Source organism: Nocardia barduliensis, from assembly GCF_013315795.1.
Classification (GTDB): domain Bacteria; phylum Actinomycetota; class Actinomycetes; order Mycobacteriales; family Mycobacteriaceae; genus Nocardia; species Nocardia barduliensis.
In genome coordinates this window covers 40,901-58,886 of record NZ_JABLTE010000015.1, presented here as the reverse complement: position 1 = coordinate 58,886, position 17,986 = coordinate 40,901, and the positions used below count along the sequence as shown (strand labels likewise).

Genomic DNA, 17,986 nt, shown 5'->3' with positions numbered 1-17,986 from the left:
CAACAAGCGAGTTAACAGACTAGATCGTTCGGATGGCTAAGGTGTTCTCACTGGTGGAGGCGATCGGCGCGGCCGGGCGCGGCGCGCGTGGCTACCGGCCGGCAGGCACCGTGGCGGAGATCTGGGCGACCAGCCGCCACGGCCGCTCGGTGTCGGTCGTGGCCTTGCCGCTGGTGAGGATCGCGCCGGAGAGCCCGCGTGCCGGATCCGCCCAGCCGTACTGGGTGGTCAATCCGCTTCGGCCGAAATGCGATCCGGTGTCGCGGCCGAACTTCGATCTGCGTCCGCCGAGTTCGAAACCGGCCCGGCTGACGCGTCCGGCCACCCCGGGTATCCACGGAGCCGGTCGCACCGCCTCGGCCAACGTCTCCGGCCGGATGATCCGCCTGCCGTCCGGTGCGCCGCGCGTGAGAATCTCGTAGAAACGCGACAATTCGGCCGCGGTGGTGACCAGATTGCCCGAGGGCAGTTCGGCGGTGAGAAAGGCGTCGGTGGCCGCGCGGGAGGCGCGGTCCATTCGTCCGCCGATCGCCTTGCGCGCCAGGTAACTAGCCGTGCGGGACGGCGCGGGACCGGTCTTCACGCTGGGCACGACCTTGTCCAGATCCTCGGGCCGCACGCCGAAGTTGGTCCAGCGGAAACCGAACGGCTCCAGCACCTGCTCGGCCAGGTGCTCGCGCAGACGCTTGCCGGTCGCGCGCCGCACCAGCAGGCGCAGGACCAATCCGAGGGTCAGCGCGTGATACACCCGGAACCGTCCCGGCTTCCAGCTCGGGACGAGGTCGGCCAGCGCGCGCACCGCCAAGTCCTCGTCGAGGACCAGGTCGACGCCCTGATAAGGCGGCGTGACGAACGGAATCCCGGCGGAGTGCGAGAGCACGTCACCGATCGTGATGGCGGCTTTGTCGTTCGCCGCGAACTCCGGGATGTAGTCGGCCACCGGCTCGTCCAGAGTGAACGCCCCCTGCTCGACGAGCATGAACATCAGCGCACCGGCCACGCCCTTCGCGGTCGAGAAGCCGCAGAACGGCGTGTCCGGGGTGGCCGGGACCTTGACCGCGTCCGGCCCGTCGCCCGGCGCGTTGCCCCAGCCGTGACCGATGGTCCGGTTCAGCACGATCCGGCCTTCGCGGCGCAGGCAGACCTGAATCGCCGGTGTGCTGCCCAGGCGATACCACGCCTGGACCGACTCCCACAGGGATTCCACATCCGCGCGGCTGAGCCCAACCGCCGCGGGGTCGTCCTCGGGGCCCCGGATCGTCACCGCGTCCAAGTCGTCGACGATCGTCACCGATCCAGCCGTTGCTGTGCTCACCCGGCCAGCTTATCGACCGACGCGGGGACGGGCCGCACGGCTGTGAGCGAGACGGCGATCCACGCCCGAGCCCGCCGAAGGCGATCTCCGGCTCCGCGTTCCGAGTTGCCGAACCCGCGGGACTCGGCAATCCTGGGCCCTGTCATTGGCACTCGCCCGGGAGTCGACATGCCGATCTTGCTCGCCCGCATCATCGCCGTTCCGGTCAGTCTCTGGCTGATCACCATCCTCGCCGTCGACCCCGACTACCGCGCGGACAATATCTTCGCCCTCCCCGACGCCGCCTTCTCGCTGCTGCTGCTGATCGCCGCCGCGCTGCCCGCCCGGCTGGCTGTTCCTGCCCTGACCGCGGGGTTTCTCTTCGGTGCGGGCGTCATCACGGTCGCCGCCCTCGACCGCTTCGACCGCGACAACACACCACAGGGCATCCTGAACCTCGTCATAGCGGCGGTCTACGTCGTCTCCGCCGTGCTGCTCATGCGACGAAAGGAAACGGCCGCCCCCGTCTAGGGCCAGATGATGCTGCAATGGTGGACCGGACAGAGTTGGTACGCACCGGACGCTCGACGGTGCGCGGTCATCGGAGCTTCGACGTTCCGCCACGTCTCGGGAGCATCGCGACCGCGGCCGGAAGCCGCCACCGTGCTGCTCACAGCGGCGCCGTCTGCCACCACTGGTCGAACAGGTCCTGGCCGGTGTGGTGATCCCACGACACGTCGATGACCACCCACGCCCGCGCCGGGTCGTCGAAGCCGGCCGTGAGCAGTCCGGTATTGCCGCCCGGGTAGTGGCTCCAGCGCACCCGCCCGGAACCGGACGGCCTGCGCCAAGTGTCGCGGCGGGTGGTGTCGTTGTCGATGTTAGTGTCGAACGTCGAGTCGCGCCGGGGATCGCCGCGCCGGAAAGACCATACGTACCAATGGATGCCGTTGTCCTGACGGCACTCCACCGCAGGGGCTCCACCGTTGTTGACCACGTTGATGTCGGTGCATCGCGCGCCTTGATAGCCGGACCCCTCGGGGGTGGCCGGGAGCAGCCCGGGGAACAGTGCGACGAGTTCGGCATTGCGTCCCCAGGCAGCGGCGGCCACCGTGGTGGTTCCGGCACTGGATGACGTCGCAATCGCGGTGGATGTGGCGGAGGACGTCGCGGTATCGGGAATTCCCGCTCCGGGTACTGTGCTCGAGCGAAAGAGCAGCACACCGGCCAGCGCCAGTACCAGAACCGATACGGCGGCCGCGGTCACCAGCACCCGCGGCGATGTCCGCGCGGACGGCGACGGCGCGACGAATCGCGGGCCGGGTGGTGCGGGCGGCGGGGCGAATGCCGCCGCGGCAGCGGCGGCCAGCGCGCCGCAAGTGGCGTAGCGGTCCTCGGGCCGCTTCGCCATCGCGGTGGCGACGACGGCGTCCAGCGCCGCGGGCAGCGCCGGGTCGGCCGCCGAGGGGCGCGGCGGCGGTTCGGCCAGATGCGCCCGCAGCACCGCCGCAGGGGTCGTGTGCGCGAACGGCATCGCGCCGGTCAGCATTTGGTAGAACGTCGCGCCGAGGGCGTACACGTCGCAGCGATGGTCGAGCGGCTCGCCACGGATCTGTTCGGGGGCGACGTAACCGAGCGTCGCGATCAGCGCCCCGGCGGCGGTGAGGCCGGTGGTGTCGTCGCGGCTGCGCGCGATGCCGAAATCGGTGACGAAGACGTGGTCGCGCCCGTCGTCGCCGGTGGCCACCAGCAGGTTGGCCGGTTTGACATCCCGGTGCAGCAGGCCGCGCCGATGCGCGGCGTCCAGCCCCTGGGCGGCCTGGGCGAGGATCTCGATCGCCCGGCCCGGCGGCAGCTCGCGTGACCGCCGCTGGATCAGCTGCGCCACATCCGAACCCGCCACGTACCGCATCGACATCCACAGCCGGCCGTCGTCGCTGCCGCGATCGTAGATCTCCACGACATTGGGGTGATCGAGGCGAGCGGCCAGTTCGGCTTCCCGCTGGAACCGGGCGCGGAATTCGGAATCGGCGCCCGCCACGGGGTCGAGGACCTTCAGCGCCACCGAACGCGGCAGCCGTGGATGACGCGCCAGATACACCGTCCCCATGCCACCCGAGCCGAGCGTGCGCTCGATACGATACCCGGCGAACACCTGCCCCGGTCGCAGCGTCATACCCTTCCCGTCCTCGGTTCAGATCGGCGCACCGGTCCACCATCTGTCGTAGACGTCCTGGCCGCCGCTGCCGCCGGAAGCGCCGACGGTGCAGAAACTGCGGTGGTCGGTGAACGCCACGTCCAGCAGGCCGAAGCCGGCGAGACTGTCGGTGGCCCAGCGGACCGTGCCCGTGCCGGACGGTCGCGTCCAGGCCTGTTCGTGCAGATCGGCGCGGCCGAGGGTATCGGAGGTGTAGGTCACCGGACGGCGCGACGGGTCACAGCGGATGTTGACGTTGATCCCGTCGTCGGTCTCGGCCGGGCAGTGCAGCCACGCGCCGCGGTCGTCGTTGAGAGCGCAGCGGATTCCTTGGTAGCCCACGCCTTCCGGGTCGGCGGGCAGCAGGTTCGGGAACGCCTCCACGATGTACGCGGCAGGTCCCCACGCGGAGGTGACCGCGGTAGTGGTGACCGGACTGGTGGTCGTGGTCGGCGAGACGGCCGAGGACGGGGCGGCGACCGGATTCCCGCCGGATCGTTCGGCGGTGCGCAGGAGGACCGCCGCCACGGTCGCGATGACCACGAGAGCGACCGCACCGGCGATCAGCGCCGGCCGTCCGCTCCGCGCGGGCGGAGGTGGCGGCGCGAACGCCGGGGCGGGCGGGATCGGCGGCGGCTCGAGCGCCCGAATCGCCGCGGCTGCCAGTTCCGCGCAACTGCCGTACCTGGCGGCCGGGTTCTTCGCCATCGCCCGGGTGACCACCTCGTCGATGGCCGGTGGCAGCGCCGGGTTCGCCAGCGACGGACGCGGTGGCGGCTGGTACAGATGCGCCTGCATGCTGGCCGCCGGAGTGCGGGGGCCGAACGGCACGGAGCCGGTCAGCATCTCGTACAGGGTGCAGCCGAGGGAGTAGATGTCGGCGCGATGGTCGAGCGGAGCGCCGGTCAGCTGCTCGGGGGCGGCGTAGGCGAAACTGGCCAGCACCGATCCCGTGGTGGTCAACGAGGCGGTCGCGTCCAGCGAGCGGGCGATCCCGAAATCGGTGATGCGCACCGCGTCGGACCCGTCGTCGGCCGTCGACACCAGGATGTTCGCCGGTTTCACGTCGCGGTGCAGCAGTCCGCTGCGGTGTGCGGCGTCCAGGCCGCGGGCCGCCGCCGCGACGATCCGCACCGCACGCCCAGCGGGCAGCACCGCCGGGCCGCGGCGCACCAGCTCCGCGGCGTCCACGCCGTCGACGTACCGCATGGCGATCCACAGCACGTCACCTTCGGCGCCCCGGTCGTAGATGGAGACGACATTCGGATGTTCCAGCCGGGCCGCCAATTCGGCCTCCCGCTCGAACCGGGCCCGGAACTCAGCGTCCGTCCCCAGACCCGGATCGAGGATCTTCAGCGCGTCCCGGCGCGGCAGCCGCGGATGCTCGGCGAGATACACCGCCCCCATCCCACCGGCCCCGATCCGGCGCACGATGCGGTAGCCGGCGAAAACATCGCCAGGTTGCACAGACACGACGCGTCCTCCTCCCTGACCGGCAGAATACCGGTCAGGTCGGGATCAGCGGTTGTGCAGCCAGCTCTCCTTCAGTTTCCAGTGGTTGTCCCACCATGCCTGGACGACGGCGGGATCGGCGTTCCAGGGCGGCGGCGGGGACTCGCCAGGGAAGAGGAAGGGTTCGTCGGGGACGGCGGCGGTGGTCGGCGGCGGGCCCGGAGGTTCCGGTGAGATCGTCGTGGTCGGCCGGTGCCGGTCCGGTGTCGGCTGCTGTTCGAGCGGCGGTGCGGGAGCCGGCGGAATGATCGGTTCGACCGGCATCTCCGCTTGGGTATTCGCGGGGTACGGCGCCGGTTGCGGTGGCACCGGCGGTCCGGGATACGGCCCGGGGACGGCGGCCGAGTCGGGCTGCGGGGCTATGGGAACCACCTCGGGCGCGGGTGCCGGGGGCGCTACCACGGGATTCGGCTCGACAGGTTGGGCGGCGGAGACCGGCGCTTGCGCAGGGCCGCCGACCTCCGCGTTCGCCGGGAGGTCCTCGCGCGCCTGAACGACCGCGACCGCGGCTCCGCCCAGCAGTGCGGCGGCGGCCGCCCCGGCCAGAATCCCGCGGCCGACATGTCGGCGGTGGGCGACCGGCGGTGCCGGCGGCGCGCTTCGGAACGGAGCGGCGGCGACCAGAGCGGCGCCGTAGGCGGCCGCGTCGACATGATCGGGCGATACCACGACGGACTCCGGGAAGCCCAGCCGCAACACCGAGGCGATACCCGGATCCCGCACCGACGAGCCGCACAGGACGACGGCGTCCGGCAGCAGCCCCGCCGCCTCCAGCGCCGACTGGATCCGGCCGAGCGCCGAGCGCGCGGTTTCGGCGTCGACGACACCGGAGGACCACGAGTCGAAGGCGAGAACGTCCGCCCGATTCGGCCCGACCACCAGATAGGACGTGTGGTAGCCGACGACTTCGACGACCAGCAGGGTGCCGTAGTCCGCCAGATCCGGCAGGTCCTCGACCAGTGCCAGCAGCGCTGTCTTGGTCGACACCAGCGAGGACGATCGCCACGCCGCCGACGACAGCTGCGACACGATCGCCCGCCGCTCGGCCACCGTGCGGTACGCCACGGCGACGTCGTCTATCTCCGCGCCGGAAGCGGCGTCGGCGGTCAACGCGTCGAGGGTGGCGGCGACCGACGCGGCGGTCGAGTGCTCGACCGGCCGTTCCACCTCCCGCAAAACCGTGGGACAGGTGCCGCGTGGCGCCGTCGACGACAGCAACACGCCACGCACCACGGCCTGTTCCGCTGCAATACCGACTGTGGCCCTCATGAGATCACCTCTGCTCGAGACCGGTCTTGAAAGGAGTTCGTCACCGCGGTCGCCAACGATTGGCCCGGGTTCGTTTTCGAGCCGCGCACAGTCGCCGCGACTCCCCTTCGCCGACGCTCGCGGAAGCTCCCGTTGCCGAGCGGTGGTACTCCGTGGTCCCGCAGCTGCGACGAAGACAGACAGCCGAATGACCTGGGCATCGCCTCGGGAGACGGGGCCGATGCGGCACGACTGTCCCTACTGCGGGTTCACCCGGTGCATAGGGATTGCCGCCGACCTCACATAGTCCGGCGAGTTCGAAGCTGAGCGTTTGCTCGACTGCGTTGGAAGGAGTGCGAGACCGCCCCGCCTGCGATGTCCGGCGGTGTGCCAGACGCGCGGGCGAGCGCTCGGATCAGCCCGCCGGAGGAGGCGGCGGTGCGGGGAGCGGGATCACGATCCCGAAAGGAAGGGTGATCGCGGGCGGCGGGGTGGGAACTGGTTCCGGCGCGGGCGCCGGTTCGGGTTCCGGCGCGGGCGGCGTGGTCATGGCGGGTTCAGGGGCGGCGTCCGGCTCAGGGTTCTCGGGCGCGGGGTCCGGCGCCGGGGCGGCAGGTGCGGGACCGGTGGCGGCCTCCGGCCCTGGTTGCGCGCAATCGCCTGCTCCGGCTTCGCCGAGGCCAGATTGCCCGGCGGCGCCTGCGCTGTCCGGGTTCCTCTGTGCTGCGGGATCGTTCGGATCGACATCGGGTAGCTGCCCGGGAGCCGCGCCGTAGGGTTGCCCTGGTGCGAGTGGGATGCGCGCGATACCGGGCTGTCCCGGTTGCGGCATGGGTGCGGGGACGGGTTGCGCCACGCACGGATGCACGGGCGGCGGCGGTGGGCAGAAGATGCCGCACGGAATCGGCGGCAGTCCCGGAATCGTGATCATCACTTGCGTCGGCTGCGGGCGCGGCGGCGCGTGGCCCGCCGCCCGCGCCTGCTCGGCAGGATCGACCCGATCGGCCGGATCGACCGTCGGAGTGCTGGTGCGCACCGCGGACATGTCCGGTCTCGGCGACAACGTCCCCGGCGCCACCAGATCCGGCGAAATATGCACCTGCGTCGGCGAACCCCCACTCCGATACGCCGCCGACCAACTCAGCACATTCGCCGCATACGCCATCGAGTTGTTGTACCGCAACACCGCCCGCAACTCCTGCGACCGATCACGCAGATCCATACCCCCCGAACACAAATACTTCCCCGCCGCCAACGCCGCATCGAACACATTGTGCGGATCGGCCACACCGTCCCCGTTCCCGTCCGCGCCATAACCACCCCAGGTCCCCGGCAAGAACTGCATCGGACCCAACGCCCGCACGAACCCCCCATCAGCAGCCCGGATCACCTCGTTACCCGGCAAACTCCCATCCAACGCCGGACCGAAGATCGGCGTCACCGTCGTACCCGCCGCATCCGTACGCCCACCCCGCGCATGCCCCGACTCGATCCGCCCGATCCCCGCCAGCAGATGCCACGACAACCCACACCCCGGCGCCGAGGACGCCAACGCCAACTCCGCATTCCGATACGCCGCCAACACCACCTCCGGAATCCCCAACGCACCCCCCACCGCGGGCAACCGAACCTCCTGCAACGGCACCACACCCGCGAACGGTGGCGACACCGCCCGCAACCGCCGCGGCAACTCCGCCGACACCGGCAACAACCCCACCACCCGCGACTCCGCGCCTCCGGTGCCCGCGGCCGCCGCCAATACCTCGGGCGCTCGCGGCGCTTCGGTACCCACCGGGGAATGCACCCCCGAACCACTCACCACCACACCAGCAACAACCAAAGCCGAGACCGTTATCGGAGCAGATACACGCATTCGGCCACACCCAATCCTCGACGTCGTGGGAGCGGCTGTCCGGGACATCCCCTGCCCTGGCCGCTCTGGACAACGTTGTCCAGGTTACCCACCAGTCAGGTCGTTATTCGGTATTTCCGGTTGATCACTGGTTACCGCTGGTGAAACCGGAGTGGGGGCGGGCTTTCGGCCGGAGCTTTTCTTGCGACCGCTCTTTCCGCCGCTTTCCACGCGGATCTCGTGATCCGGGGATTCCGCGGACTCGATGCGGTCCAGAATCCCTTTCAGCTCTTCCAATTCCCGGCGCAGGTAATCGCGGGTGGCCACTTCGCCGACCGCGATGCGCAGCGCGGCGAGTTCGCGGGCCAGGAACTCGGTGTCGGCCTTGGTCTGCGCGGCCCGCATGCGGTCCTCCTCCAAGGCGACCCGGTCCCGGTTGTCCTGCCGGTTCTGCGCGAGCAGGATCAGCGGCGCGGCGTAGGCGGCCTGGGTGGAGAACGCCAGATTCAGCAGGATGAACGGGTACGGGTCCCAGCGCAGCGCGACCACGAAGACGTTCAACCCGATCCAGACCAGCACCAGCAGCGTCTGCACCGCCAGATATCGTCCGGTGCCCAGGAATCGCGCCACCCGCTCGCTGCTGCGGGCCAGCGCCTCGGCGTCCCACTCGAACCGGAATCGGCCTTCCACCGGCGTCTCCAGGCGCTGGCGGGCCCTGCTGTGACCGAGCCGCGCGCCCGGTTCGTTGTCGCTCACGGTGTGTCCTTCCGGGCGTGCGGGCGGCCCCGCGTGGTCACGCCGCGCTGTCGCCTCACGCCCCACCCCTCTCGTCGGTCTCTTCCTGGTCGCGCCAGTCCTCCGGCAGCAGGTGGTCGAGGACGTCGTCGACGCTCACCGCGCCGAGCAGGTGGTTCTCCTCGTCCACCACCGGTCCGCAGACCAGGTTGTAGGTCGCGAAATACCGGGTCACCGCGGCCAGCGGGAGTTCGGGGCGCAGCGGCGCGAGATCGGTGTCGAGAATGCCGCCCACCAGGTGGGCCGGTGGCTCGCGCAGCAATTGCTGGATGTGCACCGAACCCAGGTAGCGACCGGTCGGCGTCGCGGTGGGCGGACGGACCACGAAGACCATGGAGGCCAGCGCCGGGGTCAGGTCGGGGTTGCGCACCCGCGCCAGGGCTTCGGCCACCGTGGTGGACGGCGTCAGGATGACCGGCTTCGGCGTCATCAGACCGCCCGCGCTGTACGGGGAGTGCTCGAGCAGCCTGCGCACCGGCTCGGACTCCTGCGGGTCCATCAGGGCCAGCAGCGATTCCGCCTCGCCCTCGGGCAGCTCACCCAGCAGGTCGGCGGCGTCGTCGGGGTCCATCGCCTCCAGCACGTCGGCGGCCCGGCGCACTTCCAGGTGGCTGAGCAGTTCGACCTGCTCGTCGTCGGGAAGTTCCTGCACCACGTCGGCCAGGCGTTCGTCGTCCAGCGCTACGGCCACCTCGATCCGCCGCTTCTCCGGCAGCTCGCGCAGCTGCTGCGCGACGTCGGCCGGGCGCATGCCCTCGAACTGTTCCAGCAGCTGGGTGACGTCCTGTCCCGGCCTGCCGATCTCGTAGGGCGTCAGGCCGGACACCATGGTCCAGTCGACCACGTGCACGGTGCGCCTGCGGCCCAATCTGCGGTGCCCGCGCACCGCGACCCTGGTGACCAGCCAGTCCCTGGATCGGGCCTGTTCCAGGCCGAGATCGATCACGTGCACGTCGACGCCCGCCAGATCCGGCAGGTCCGGGTCCTCGACCCGCACCACCGAGTCGACGATCTGCGCGAGGGCCAGCATCTCGCCCGGTCGCTGGGTGAATCGCCGCAGGCTGACCGTTCCGGTGTTCAGCGTGACCACGCCAGGCTCGATCGCGGTGACCCGCAGGATGGGCACGAAAATACGCCGCCGCGTGGGCAATTCGACGACCAGGCCGTGCACTCGGGGCTGCTGGCGGTCGGAGCGGACGGCCACGACGACGTCACGGATCCGGCCGATAGACTCCCCGTCCGGTCCCAGCACCGCCAATCCGGCCAGCCTGGCGACGTACACCCTGGTAGCTGCCATGCTGCCCAGGCTAGATGTTCGCGGGCCGGTGTTCGCACCGCGCCACGATCGACGGGAGTGATCATGCAACCACGCCGTTCGGTGCTCGCCTGTCCGGGCAGCAACACGAAGATGATCGAGAAAGCCAAGACCTTGCCCGTCGACGAGGTGTTTCTCGATCTGGAGGACGCGGTCGCCCCGGCCGCGAAGGCCGAGGCGCGGGCGAACATCGTCGCGGCGCTGAACGACTCCGGGTGGGGAGGGCAGCTGCGCGTGGTCCGGGTGAACGACTGGACCACCGAATGGACCTACGCCGACGTCATTTCCGTGGTCGAGGGCGCGGGCGCGGCGCTGGACGCGATCCTGCTGCCCAAGGTCACCGACGCGGGCCAGGTGCGCGCGCTGGATCTGCTGCTGACCCAGCTGGAGAAGACCTGCGGCCTGGAGATCGGCCGGATCGGCATCGAACCGCAGATCGAGAACGCGCTGGGGCTGCGCAACATCGACGCGATCGCCACCGCCAGCCCCCGGGTGCAGACCCTGGTGTTCGGCCCCGCCGACTTCATGGCCAGCATCAACATGCGCACCCTGGTGGTCGGCGAACAGCCGGAGGGCTACGACACCGGCGACGCCTACCACCACATCCTGATGACCATCCTGCTCGCCGCCCGTGCGCACGGACTGCAGGCGATCGATGGGCCGTACCTGCAGATTCGGGACGTCGAAGGCTTCCGGCGGGCCGCCGCGCGCACCGCGGCGCTCGGCTTCGACGGCAAATGGGTGCTGCATCCCGGCCAGATCGAGGCGGCCAACGAGATCTTCAGCCCGCGCCAGTCCGACTACGACCGCGCCGAGGAGATCCTCGACGCCTACGCGTTCCACACCTCGGCGGCGGGCGGCGCGCGCGGCGCGGTGATGCTCGGCGACGAGATGATCGACGAGGCCAGCGCCAAGATGGCTCAGGTGATCGCGCAGAAGGGACGCGCCGCGGGGATGACGCGCACCACGCGTTTCACACCACCGCGGGATGCGTCGGAATAGCAGAATGGAGCCATGACGAATCCTTTGGGGAACTCGAGCCGCGCGCGGCAGGGCCTCCCGACGCCCCCGTCGGGCTGGCCGGTCGGTTCCTACCCGACCTATGCCGAGGCGCAGAAGGCGGTCGACTACCTGGCCGACAACCAGTTCCCGGTGCAGGACGTGACCATCGTCGGTGTCGACCTGATGCAGGTCGAACGGGTGCTCTACCGGCTGACCTGGGGCAAGGTGATCGGCGGCGGGGTGGTGTCGGGCGCCTGGCTCGGCCTGTTCCTCGGCCTGCTGCTGAGCCTGTTCACCACCAGCGGCGCGCTGGGGCCACTGCTCGTCGGCCTGGTCGGCGGCATCATCTTCGGCGTCATCTCGACCTCGATCCCGTACGCGGCGACCAGGGGGCAGCGCGACTTCGCGTCCACCATGCAGCTGGTGGCGGGCCGCTACGACGTGCTGTGCGATCCGAAGTCGGCCGAACAGGCGCGGGATATGCTCGCGCGGCTGGCGATCTGACGCATGGAGGTGCTGGAGAAGGTCCGCACCGAGGTGCTGGGCCATTTCGGCGTGGACGTCGCGCACGTCGACGCCGCGTCGGTGACTTTCCTGGGCTTGGAGCCGATCGAGATCCTGCGCATCGCCGACGGTGACCTGGTGCACTACGTGACGCTGGGCGGCAGCCGTCACCCGATGGGCGATCCCACCGCCCTGCTCGCGGATCCGCTGCGCGGGCCGCGCGCGGAGTTGGTGCTGACGCTGCGCTCCGGCGTCGGCGCGAGCGCGGGGCTGGCCAAGTCGCTCGGGGTGCTGGCCGCGGCGCCGGTGGTCGAAGGCGTTGTCCTGCAAGCGGACGCGCTGATGGACCTGGGCGAGCCGATCTGGCGCGACGCGCCGTTCACCGCGGTGCTGCTGGGCGACAGCGATATACCGGACGTGGCGCTGCCCGACCCGGCCGAGCCGGTGCGGTACTTCGGCGTGACGCCGGTGACCGCGACGGAAGCGGCATGGGTGCGGGTGCGTGGCGCGCAGGCATTGCGGGACGCCTGGCAGGAGGCCGGGATCGACGTGCGCGACCCGGGACGCGGCGCCGCCAGTCTGTGACCCGCGGCCCGGCTACAGCCACTTGTTGCGTCGGAAGGTGAAGAACAGGCTGGTGCAGATGGTGAGGATCACCAGCCATACCGCCGGATAACCCCAGACCTGGTGCAATTCGGGCATGTGGTCGAAGTTCATGCCGTAGATGCCCGCGATCATCGTCGGCACCGCCGCGATCGCGACCCACGCTGAGATCTTGCGCATGTCGGTGTTCTGCTGCACGCCGATCCGGGCGAGCGCGGCGGTGATCAGCGCACTGAGCGACTCGTCGAAGTCGTTGATCCGTTCGGCGACGGCGGCGTGCTGTTCGGCGACGTCGCGCAGATATCGCCGGACCTCCTTGGGCACCGGCAGATCCGGCTTGCGACTCAGCTGCTCCAGCGGCGCGGCGAGCGGGTTGACCGCACGCCGCAATTCGACCACTTCGCGCTTGAGCTGGTAGATCGATTCCACCGTGACCCGGCTGCGCGGGGTGAAGATCTCCTCTTCCATCTCGTCGATGTCGTTCTCGACCTGCTGGGCCACCTCGATGTAGGAGTCCACGATCCGGTCGGCGATCGCGTGCAGCACCGCGCCGGGGCCCAGCGCCAGCTGCGCCGGATCCTCTTCCAGGGCTTTGCGCACCTCGGCCAGTCCGGAATGCTCACCGTGCCGGACGGCGACCACGAAGTCGGGACCGGTGAACACGATGATCTCGCCGGTCTCCACGATCTCGCTGACGCTGTTCATATCGTGCTCGACGTAGCCGACCGTGCGCAGCACCAGCAGCAGCGAATCGTCGTAGCGCTCCAGCTTGGGCCGCTGGTGCTGCTCCAGGGCGTTCTCGGTGGCCAGCTGGTGCAACCCGAAAGTCTGGGCGATGTCGGTCATCTGCGCGAGGTCCGGATCGTGCAGCCCGACCCAGACGAATCCGGTTCGCTCCTCCCTGGCTCGCGCCAGCGCCGCCTGGTGGGTGAACTTCCCGGGCAGCCGCTTGCCGTCCACGTACACCGCGCAGTCGACGATCGCCTGCGCTGTCGGAACCGGGATGAACCGTTGCTCTCGGCGGGGCGGCGTCCGGCCGGAACCACGAAACGACGAGAGCGGAGAAAACGACGGCACGGAGACGATGCTACGTGGAACGGGGCCGGGGAAGGTCGCCTGCGCGTGCGGGCCGACCGCGCCGCACTGTAAGACTTGAAGGCGTGCGCATCGACCTGCATACCCATTCGACCGCGTCCGACGGCACCGACACTCCGGCCGAACTCGTGCGGAACGCGGCCGCCGCGGGCTTGGACGTCGTCGCGATCACCGATCACGACACCACGGCCGGATGGGCCGACGCGGTCGACGCGCTGCCCGAGGGGTTGACGCTGGTGCGCGGCATGGAGATGTCCTGTGTCGGGCTCGGCGCGGACGGCTGGCCGGTGCCCGTGCATTTGCTGGCCTACCTGTTCGATCCGACCCATCGTGGCTTCGCCGAGGAACGCGAACGGCTGCGCGCCGAACGCGTGGAGCGGCTGCGCGCCATGGCCGAGCGCATGGCGGCCGACGGACTGCCGATCGATCCCGACGCGGTGCTCGCCTCGGCGGGCCCCTCGGCGGGCCGACCGCACCTGGCCCGCGCGCTCGTCGCCGCGGGCGTGGTGCCGAGCGTGAACGCGGCGTTCGACGAGTTGCTCGCACCGCACGGCCGCTACTACGCCGAGAAGGCCGACACCCCGCTGCGTCGCGCGGTGCAGATGATCGCCACCGCGGGCGGGGTCAGCGTCCTCGCGCACACCAGGGCGCGCAAGCGGGGCAGGCTGCTGGCGCTGGACGACATCCGCGAGCTGGCCGCGCTCGGACTCGGCGGCCTGGAGATCGCCCACCCCGACCACTCCGCCGCCGACCGGGCGGTGCTGAGCGATCTCGCCGCCGAACTCGGCCTGCTCACCACCGGTTCGTCGGACTACCACGGTACGAACAAGACCATCCGGCTCGGCGAATTCACCACCGACCCGGAGCAATTCGAGAAGCTGGTGGGCAAAGCCTCCGGTGTGCCGGTGATCACCTCGTGAGACCGGTGCGCGGACTCAGCGGCCTGGTCGCCGGGGGAACGGTGGTGGGGATGCTGGTGGTGGTCGTCGCCGCCGTCCTCGCGGATCGGCGCGGGTTCCCCGGTCCCGGCGGCGAATCGGTGGCATGGCACGTGGCGGCCGCGGCGGTAGCCCTGGCGGCGCAGATTTATGCGGATCGCCATCGGGGTCCGGCCGCCTTTTCCGGGTCCATGGTGGTTTTTCTGGCTGCTGGACTATTGCTCTGGACACAATGGTGGAGCTAGAACCTCGCTTTGGTTGCGGGCAAATGAATTGTGCCCGAATATTTTCTCTATGATCGAACTCGAGACGGATGTACTGGTTATCGGCGGTGGTCCCGCCGGTATCTGGGCGGCCGTCTCGGCCGCGGCGGCGGGCGCCGCCGTCGTGCTCGTCGACAAGGCGCGCTGCGGGTCGAGCGGCCCGACCGCGCACGGCGCGATCTCGCTGTGGCACATCCCGCCGGGCCCCGCGCGGGACGAGGCGGTCCGGCGAGGGCACGCGCACGGCGGCGGACTGGGCGACCCGGACCTGATGCACCGCGTGCTGGAGGAGACCCATCAGCGGATCGAGCAGGTGGCGCGGTGGGGGCATCGGATCGCCGCCGATCCGGCGGGTCCGGCCACGCGGCGGATCCATCTGGACGGCGCCGGTTACCTGCGGCGGATGCGTCGCGTACTGCGGGAAGCGGGTGTGCGTGTGCTCGATCATCATCCCGCGTTGCAGTTGCTCATGGACCGTGACGGTGTGGTGGCCGGCGCCACCGGCTTGCGTAGCGATGCCGGGTTCCAGCCCTGGACCGTGCGCGCGGGAGCGGTCGTGGTGGCCACGGGCGGCTGCGCGTTCCTGTCCGGTGGCGCAGGCACCGACGTGGACACCGGCGACGGTCTGTTGTTCGCCGCGGAAGCGGGCGCCGAGCTGTCCGGGATGGAGTTCTCCTGCGCCTACAGCCTGGTTCCGCAGGGGAACGCCGAGACGGCCGCGCCGCGGAGTCGCACCCTGCGGTTCGCCGCGCTCTACGACGAATCCGGCGCGGAGTTGCCGGGGCATCGCTCGGCGGCGCTGGCCGCCATCGCCGATGGTCGCCGGGTCTTCGCCGCCCTGGACGACGGTCCCGCCGTGCTGGACGACGGTCCTGCCGCGCTGCGCGCCCGGCCTGCGCGCCAGGGCATCGCCGACCGCGCGAAGCGGGTGCCGCTGCGTGCGGTGCTGGACGGCACCGTGCGCGGTACGGGCGGCCTGCGCGTCACCGGGCCGGAATGCGCGACGACCGTCGCCGGCCTGTTCGCCGCGGGCGACGTCGCCAGTCGCGAGCCGGTCACCGGCGCGGTGAGCGGCGCGGACGGCCTGGGTGGGGCGTGGGCGATCGCGTCCGGCGTCTGGGCGGGGACGGGCGCGGCGAGATTCGCTCGCACGGCCGATCGGCGTGCTCCGGCGCACGGGGTGCCGGGTGCCGGGCTCGATGCCGTGGCGCGGATCGATCCGCGGGCGGTGGTCGGTCTGGTGCAGGAGCACACGCTGCCGCTGCGGCGCAGCTACTGGCGCAGCGCGGGCAGTCTGCGCGACAGCATCGGCGAACTCGACGGGATGTGGCCTGGCGCGGAATTCGACCTCGGCGGCCGGGGTGTGGACCTGCTGCGAGCCCGGCAGGCCGCCGCGCTGCTGGCGGTGGCGCGCTGGACGAAACACAGCGCGCTGCTGCGCACGGAGAGCCGGGGCATGCACCGCAGGACCGATCATCCCGGCGCGGCCGACACCTGGCGGGTGCGGTTGACCTCGGGCGGAGTGCGCAGCGTGTGGGTGCGCCCTGAGGCGCCGCGCACCATGCCGCGGCAGCCTCGCGATATCGTCGCGTGACGGGGGCCGGACCCGCCGGCTGCGGGACGTGCGCGGGCACGTCTCACATCGGCGCCGCCCCGAGCGGTGCGACTACTCACCGCGTCCGGGCCGGAAACGGCGAGTTTCCCCTTACCTGAGGGTAATTCCCGGCCCCTAACGTTGGGTGATGGAGCGCGACACGGCCCGGAGAGTAGCCGGTTTGGCAACTCGCCCACCGGGCTGGCAGAATGTGTCGGATTCCTTACCTCCGCCACCGCCGGGTGAGGGAATCACGGAGGTCTCCGCCTCGCCGACGTACCGTCGCGACCCGAGAGATCACACCGCATGTTCTGTCCGGGCACACCCGTCCGGTTCCGCTTCGCGGATCAGTGCCGCGCCCGTCGTCGAGATACCGGCAAGCCGTGTTCGCTCGCTCGCAGCCACCTCGAAACACAGCGGTCAGCGCACTCGATGAGCGTAGTGAAACGACTTATACCCATTACCCGGTGGTAACCGTCCCCCGGTTTAGCCCGACCTGAGCAGGAGTGAAATCGTGTCACCTGTGACTGATGCACCGAATTCCACCGCAAGCCTGTCCGAAATCACAAACGACGAAATCTTCGCGGGACATCTCGGCGGCAAGCTCTCGGTCGAACTCAGTGCTCCCCTGGAGACCCAGCGCGACCTCTCGATCGCCTACACACCGGGCGTCGCCCAGGTCAGCCGCGCGATCGCGGAGGACGAGGCGCTGGCCAAGCGCTACACCTGGACCGATCGGCTCGTGGTCGTGGTGAGCGACGGCACCGCCGTGCTCGGCCTCGGTGACATCGGCCCGCGCGCCTCGCTGCCGGTGATGGAGGGCAAGGCGGCGCTGTTCAAGAAGTTCGCCGGGCTGGATTCGATCCCGATCGTGTTGGACACCAAGGATGTCGACGAGATCGTCGAGACGCTGATCCGCCTGCGCCCGAGCTTCGGCGCGGTGAACCTGGAGGACATCTCCGCGCCGCGCTGCTTCGAGATCGAGAAGCGCGTGATCGAGGCGCTCGACTGCCCGGTGATGCACGACGACCAGCACGGCACCGCGATCGTGGTGCTCGCGGCCCTCAACGGCGCGGCCAAGGTGCAGGGCCGCGGCATCGAGGGGCTGAAGGTCGTGGTGTCCGGCGCGGGCGCGGCAGGTGTCGCGTGCACGAACATCCTGCTCGCCGCCGGTGTCCGGGACGTCACCGTGCTCGATTCCAAGGGCATCGTCAACCGGGAGCGCGGCGACCTCAACGAGGTGAAGGCCGAGCTGGCCACCCGTACCAACCCGCGCGGCCTGGCCGGCGGCGCGGCCGAGGCGCTGGCGGGCGCCGACGTGTTCCTCGGCCTGTCCGCGGGCCTGATCGCCGAGGACCTCATCGCGTCGATGGCGCCGGAGTCCATCGTGTTCGCCATGTCCAACCCGGACCCGGAGATCCACCCGGAGGTGGCGCGCAAGTACGCGGCGATCGTGGCCACCGGCCGCAGCGACTTCCCGAACCAGATCAACAATGTGCTGGCGTTCCCGGGCGTCTTCAAGGGCGCGCTGGACGCGGGCGCCCGGCGGATCACCGAGGGTATGAAGATCGCCGCCGCCGACGCGATCCTCAGCGTGGTGGCCGACGAACTCGGCCCGGACAAGATCGTCCCCAGCCCGCTGGACCCGCGGGTCGCTCCGGCCGTCGCCGAGGCGGTCGCGGCCGCCGCCCGCGCCGAGGGCGTCGCGTAACTTCCCACGCAGCGACGAAGGCGCCCCGTTCAGCTCGAACGGGGCGCCTTCGTCGTAGGACCC

16 protein-coding genes are annotated in these 17,986 nt (G+C 70.5%); 8 read left to right on the top strand and 8 right to left on the bottom strand.

What is annotated here, in order from left to right:
• Positions 1 to 91: 91 nt before the first annotated feature.
• On the bottom strand, positions 92 to 1,315 hold the full coding sequence (locus HOV91_RS09360; RefSeq protein ID WP_174185050.1) for a serine hydrolase: 1,224 nt from the start codon (positions 1,313 to 1,315) through the stop codon (positions 92 to 94).
• 168 nt (positions 1,316 to 1,483) lie between these two features.
• Here HOV91_RS09360 and HOV91_RS09355 point away from each other — a divergent pair, with 168 nt between their 5' ends.
• Positions 1,484 to 1,825, top strand: a complete 342-nt coding sequence (locus HOV91_RS09355) for a hypothetical protein (RefSeq protein WP_174185049.1) — start codon at positions 1,484 to 1,486, stop codon at positions 1,823 to 1,825.
• Between the two features lie 139 nt (positions 1,826 to 1,964).
• On the opposite strand, the gene HOV91_RS09350 is transcribed toward HOV91_RS09355, so the two are convergent.
• From HOV91_RS09350 to HOV91_RS09325, 6 genes are all read right to left on the bottom strand, one after another.
• Positions 1,965 to 3,470, bottom strand: a complete 1,506-nt coding sequence (locus tag HOV91_RS09350) for a serine/threonine-protein kinase (protein WP_174185048.1) — start codon at positions 3,468 to 3,470, stop codon at positions 1,965 to 1,967.
• 18 nt (positions 3,471 to 3,488) lie between these two features.
• Complete coding sequence (locus HOV91_RS09345; protein ID WP_312884532.1) at positions 3,489 to 4,964, bottom strand: serine/threonine-protein kinase; 1,476 nt, start codon at positions 4,962 to 4,964, stop codon at positions 3,489 to 3,491.
• Between the two features lie 45 nt (positions 4,965 to 5,009).
• Positions 5,010 to 6,272 carry a hypothetical protein gene (locus HOV91_RS09340; protein WP_174185047.1) on the bottom strand — a complete coding sequence of 421 codons (1,263 nt, stop codon included), beginning with the start codon at positions 6,270 to 6,272 and terminating at the stop codon, positions 5,010 to 5,012.
• Positions 6,273 to 6,666: 394 nt separating this feature from the next.
• On the bottom strand, positions 6,667 to 8,043 hold the full coding sequence (locus tag HOV91_RS09335) for a lytic transglycosylase (protein ID WP_312884531.1): 1,377 nt from the start codon (positions 8,041 to 8,043) through the stop codon (positions 6,667 to 6,669).
• Between the two features lie 165 nt (positions 8,044 to 8,208).
• Entirely contained in the window at positions 8,209 to 8,859 is a 651-nt protein-coding gene (locus HOV91_RS09330; RefSeq protein ID WP_174185045.1) for a DUF1003 domain-containing protein, read from the bottom strand.
• Positions 8,860 to 8,914: 55 nt separating this feature from the next.
• Positions 8,915 to 10,195, bottom strand: coding sequence for a magnesium transporter MgtE N-terminal domain-containing protein (locus HOV91_RS09325; RefSeq protein ID WP_174185044.1), 1,281 nt, complete (start codon positions 10,193 to 10,195; stop codon positions 8,915 to 8,917).
• A 63-nt stretch (positions 10,196 to 10,258) separates the two neighbouring features.
• Here HOV91_RS09325 and HOV91_RS09320 point away from each other — a divergent pair, with 63 nt between their 5' ends.
• The 3 genes from HOV91_RS09320 to HOV91_RS09310 are packed head-to-tail and all read left to right on the top strand — an operon-like array spanning position 10,259 to position 12,304.
• Positions 10,259 to 11,215, top strand: a complete 957-nt coding sequence (locus tag HOV91_RS09320; RefSeq protein ID WP_174185043.1) for an HpcH/HpaI aldolase/citrate lyase family protein — start codon at positions 10,259 to 10,261, stop codon at positions 11,213 to 11,215.
• A 12-nt stretch (positions 11,216 to 11,227) separates the two neighbouring features.
• Positions 11,228 to 11,719 (top strand): YflT domain-containing protein, encoded by a 492-nt coding sequence (locus HOV91_RS09315; RefSeq protein ID WP_043731283.1) that lies wholly within the window; start codon positions 11,228 to 11,230, stop codon positions 11,717 to 11,719.
• A gap of 3 nt (positions 11,720 to 11,722) precedes the next feature.
• Complete coding sequence (locus HOV91_RS09310; RefSeq protein WP_174185042.1) at positions 11,723 to 12,304, top strand: suppressor of fused domain protein; 582 nt, start codon at positions 11,723 to 11,725, stop codon at positions 12,302 to 12,304.
• Positions 12,305 to 12,316: 12 nt separating this feature from the next.
• Here the strand turns inward: HOV91_RS09310 and HOV91_RS09305 are convergent, their stop codons facing one another.
• Entirely contained in the window at positions 12,317 to 13,408 is a 1,092-nt protein-coding gene (locus tag HOV91_RS09305) for a magnesium and cobalt transport protein CorA (protein WP_438822647.1), read from the bottom strand.
• A gap of 74 nt (positions 13,409 to 13,482) precedes the next feature.
• On the opposite strand from HOV91_RS09305, the gene HOV91_RS09300 reads away from it, so the two are divergent.
• The 4 genes from HOV91_RS09300 (at position 13,483) to HOV91_RS09285 (ending at position 17,923) form a co-directional block, all read left to right on the top strand.
• The gene (locus HOV91_RS09300) at positions 13,483 to 14,337 is read left to right on the top strand and encodes a PHP domain-containing protein (protein WP_174185040.1); all 855 of its coding nucleotides are present in this window, start codon (positions 13,483 to 13,485) and stop codon (positions 14,335 to 14,337) included.
• Positions 14,338 to 14,387: 50 nt separating this feature from the next.
• The gene (locus tag HOV91_RS09295; protein ID WP_217439985.1) at positions 14,388 to 14,600 is read left to right on the top strand and encodes a hypothetical protein; all 213 of its coding nucleotides are present in this window, start codon (positions 14,388 to 14,390) and stop codon (positions 14,598 to 14,600) included.
• Between the two features lie 49 nt (positions 14,601 to 14,649).
• Entirely contained in the window at positions 14,650 to 16,212 is a 1,563-nt protein-coding gene (locus tag HOV91_RS09290; protein ID WP_174185038.1) for an FAD-binding protein, read from the top strand.
• 514 nt (positions 16,213 to 16,726) lie between these two features.
• Entirely contained in the window at positions 16,727 to 17,923 is a 1,197-nt protein-coding gene (locus HOV91_RS09285; protein ID WP_438822646.1) for an NAD(P)-dependent malic enzyme, read from the top strand.
• Positions 17,924 to 17,986 lie beyond the last annotated feature (63 nt).

Coding starts and splice junctions, on each gene's coding strand:
- HOV91_RS09355 (WP_174185049.1), top strand. CDS start 1,484: ATGCCGATCTTGCTCGCCCGCATCATCGCCGTTCCGGTCAGTCTCTGG.
- HOV91_RS09350 (WP_174185048.1), bottom strand. CDS start 3,470: ATGACGCTGCGACCGGGGCAGGTGTTCGCCGGGTATCGTATCGAGCGC.
- HOV91_RS09340 (WP_174185047.1), bottom strand. CDS start 6,272: ATGAGGGCCACAGTCGGTATTGCAGCGGAACAGGCCGTGGTGCGTGGC.
- HOV91_RS09325 (WP_174185044.1), bottom strand. CDS start 10,195: ATGGCAGCTACCAGGGTGTACGTCGCCAGGCTGGCCGGATTGGCGGTG.
- HOV91_RS09320 (WP_174185043.1), top strand. CDS start 10,259: ATGCAACCACGCCGTTCGGTGCTCGCCTGTCCGGGCAGCAACACGAAG.
- HOV91_RS09315 (WP_043731283.1), top strand. CDS start 11,228: ATGACGAATCCTTTGGGGAACTCGAGCCGCGCGCGGCAGGGCCTCCCG.
- HOV91_RS09310 (WP_174185042.1), top strand. CDS start 11,723: ATGGAGGTGCTGGAGAAGGTCCGCACCGAGGTGCTGGGCCATTTCGGC.
- HOV91_RS09295 (WP_217439985.1), top strand. CDS start 14,388: ATGCTGGTGGTGGTCGTCGCCGCCGTCCTCGCGGATCGGCGCGGGTTC.
- HOV91_RS09290 (WP_174185038.1), top strand. CDS start 14,650: ATGATCGAACTCGAGACGGATGTACTGGTTATCGGCGGTGGTCCCGCC.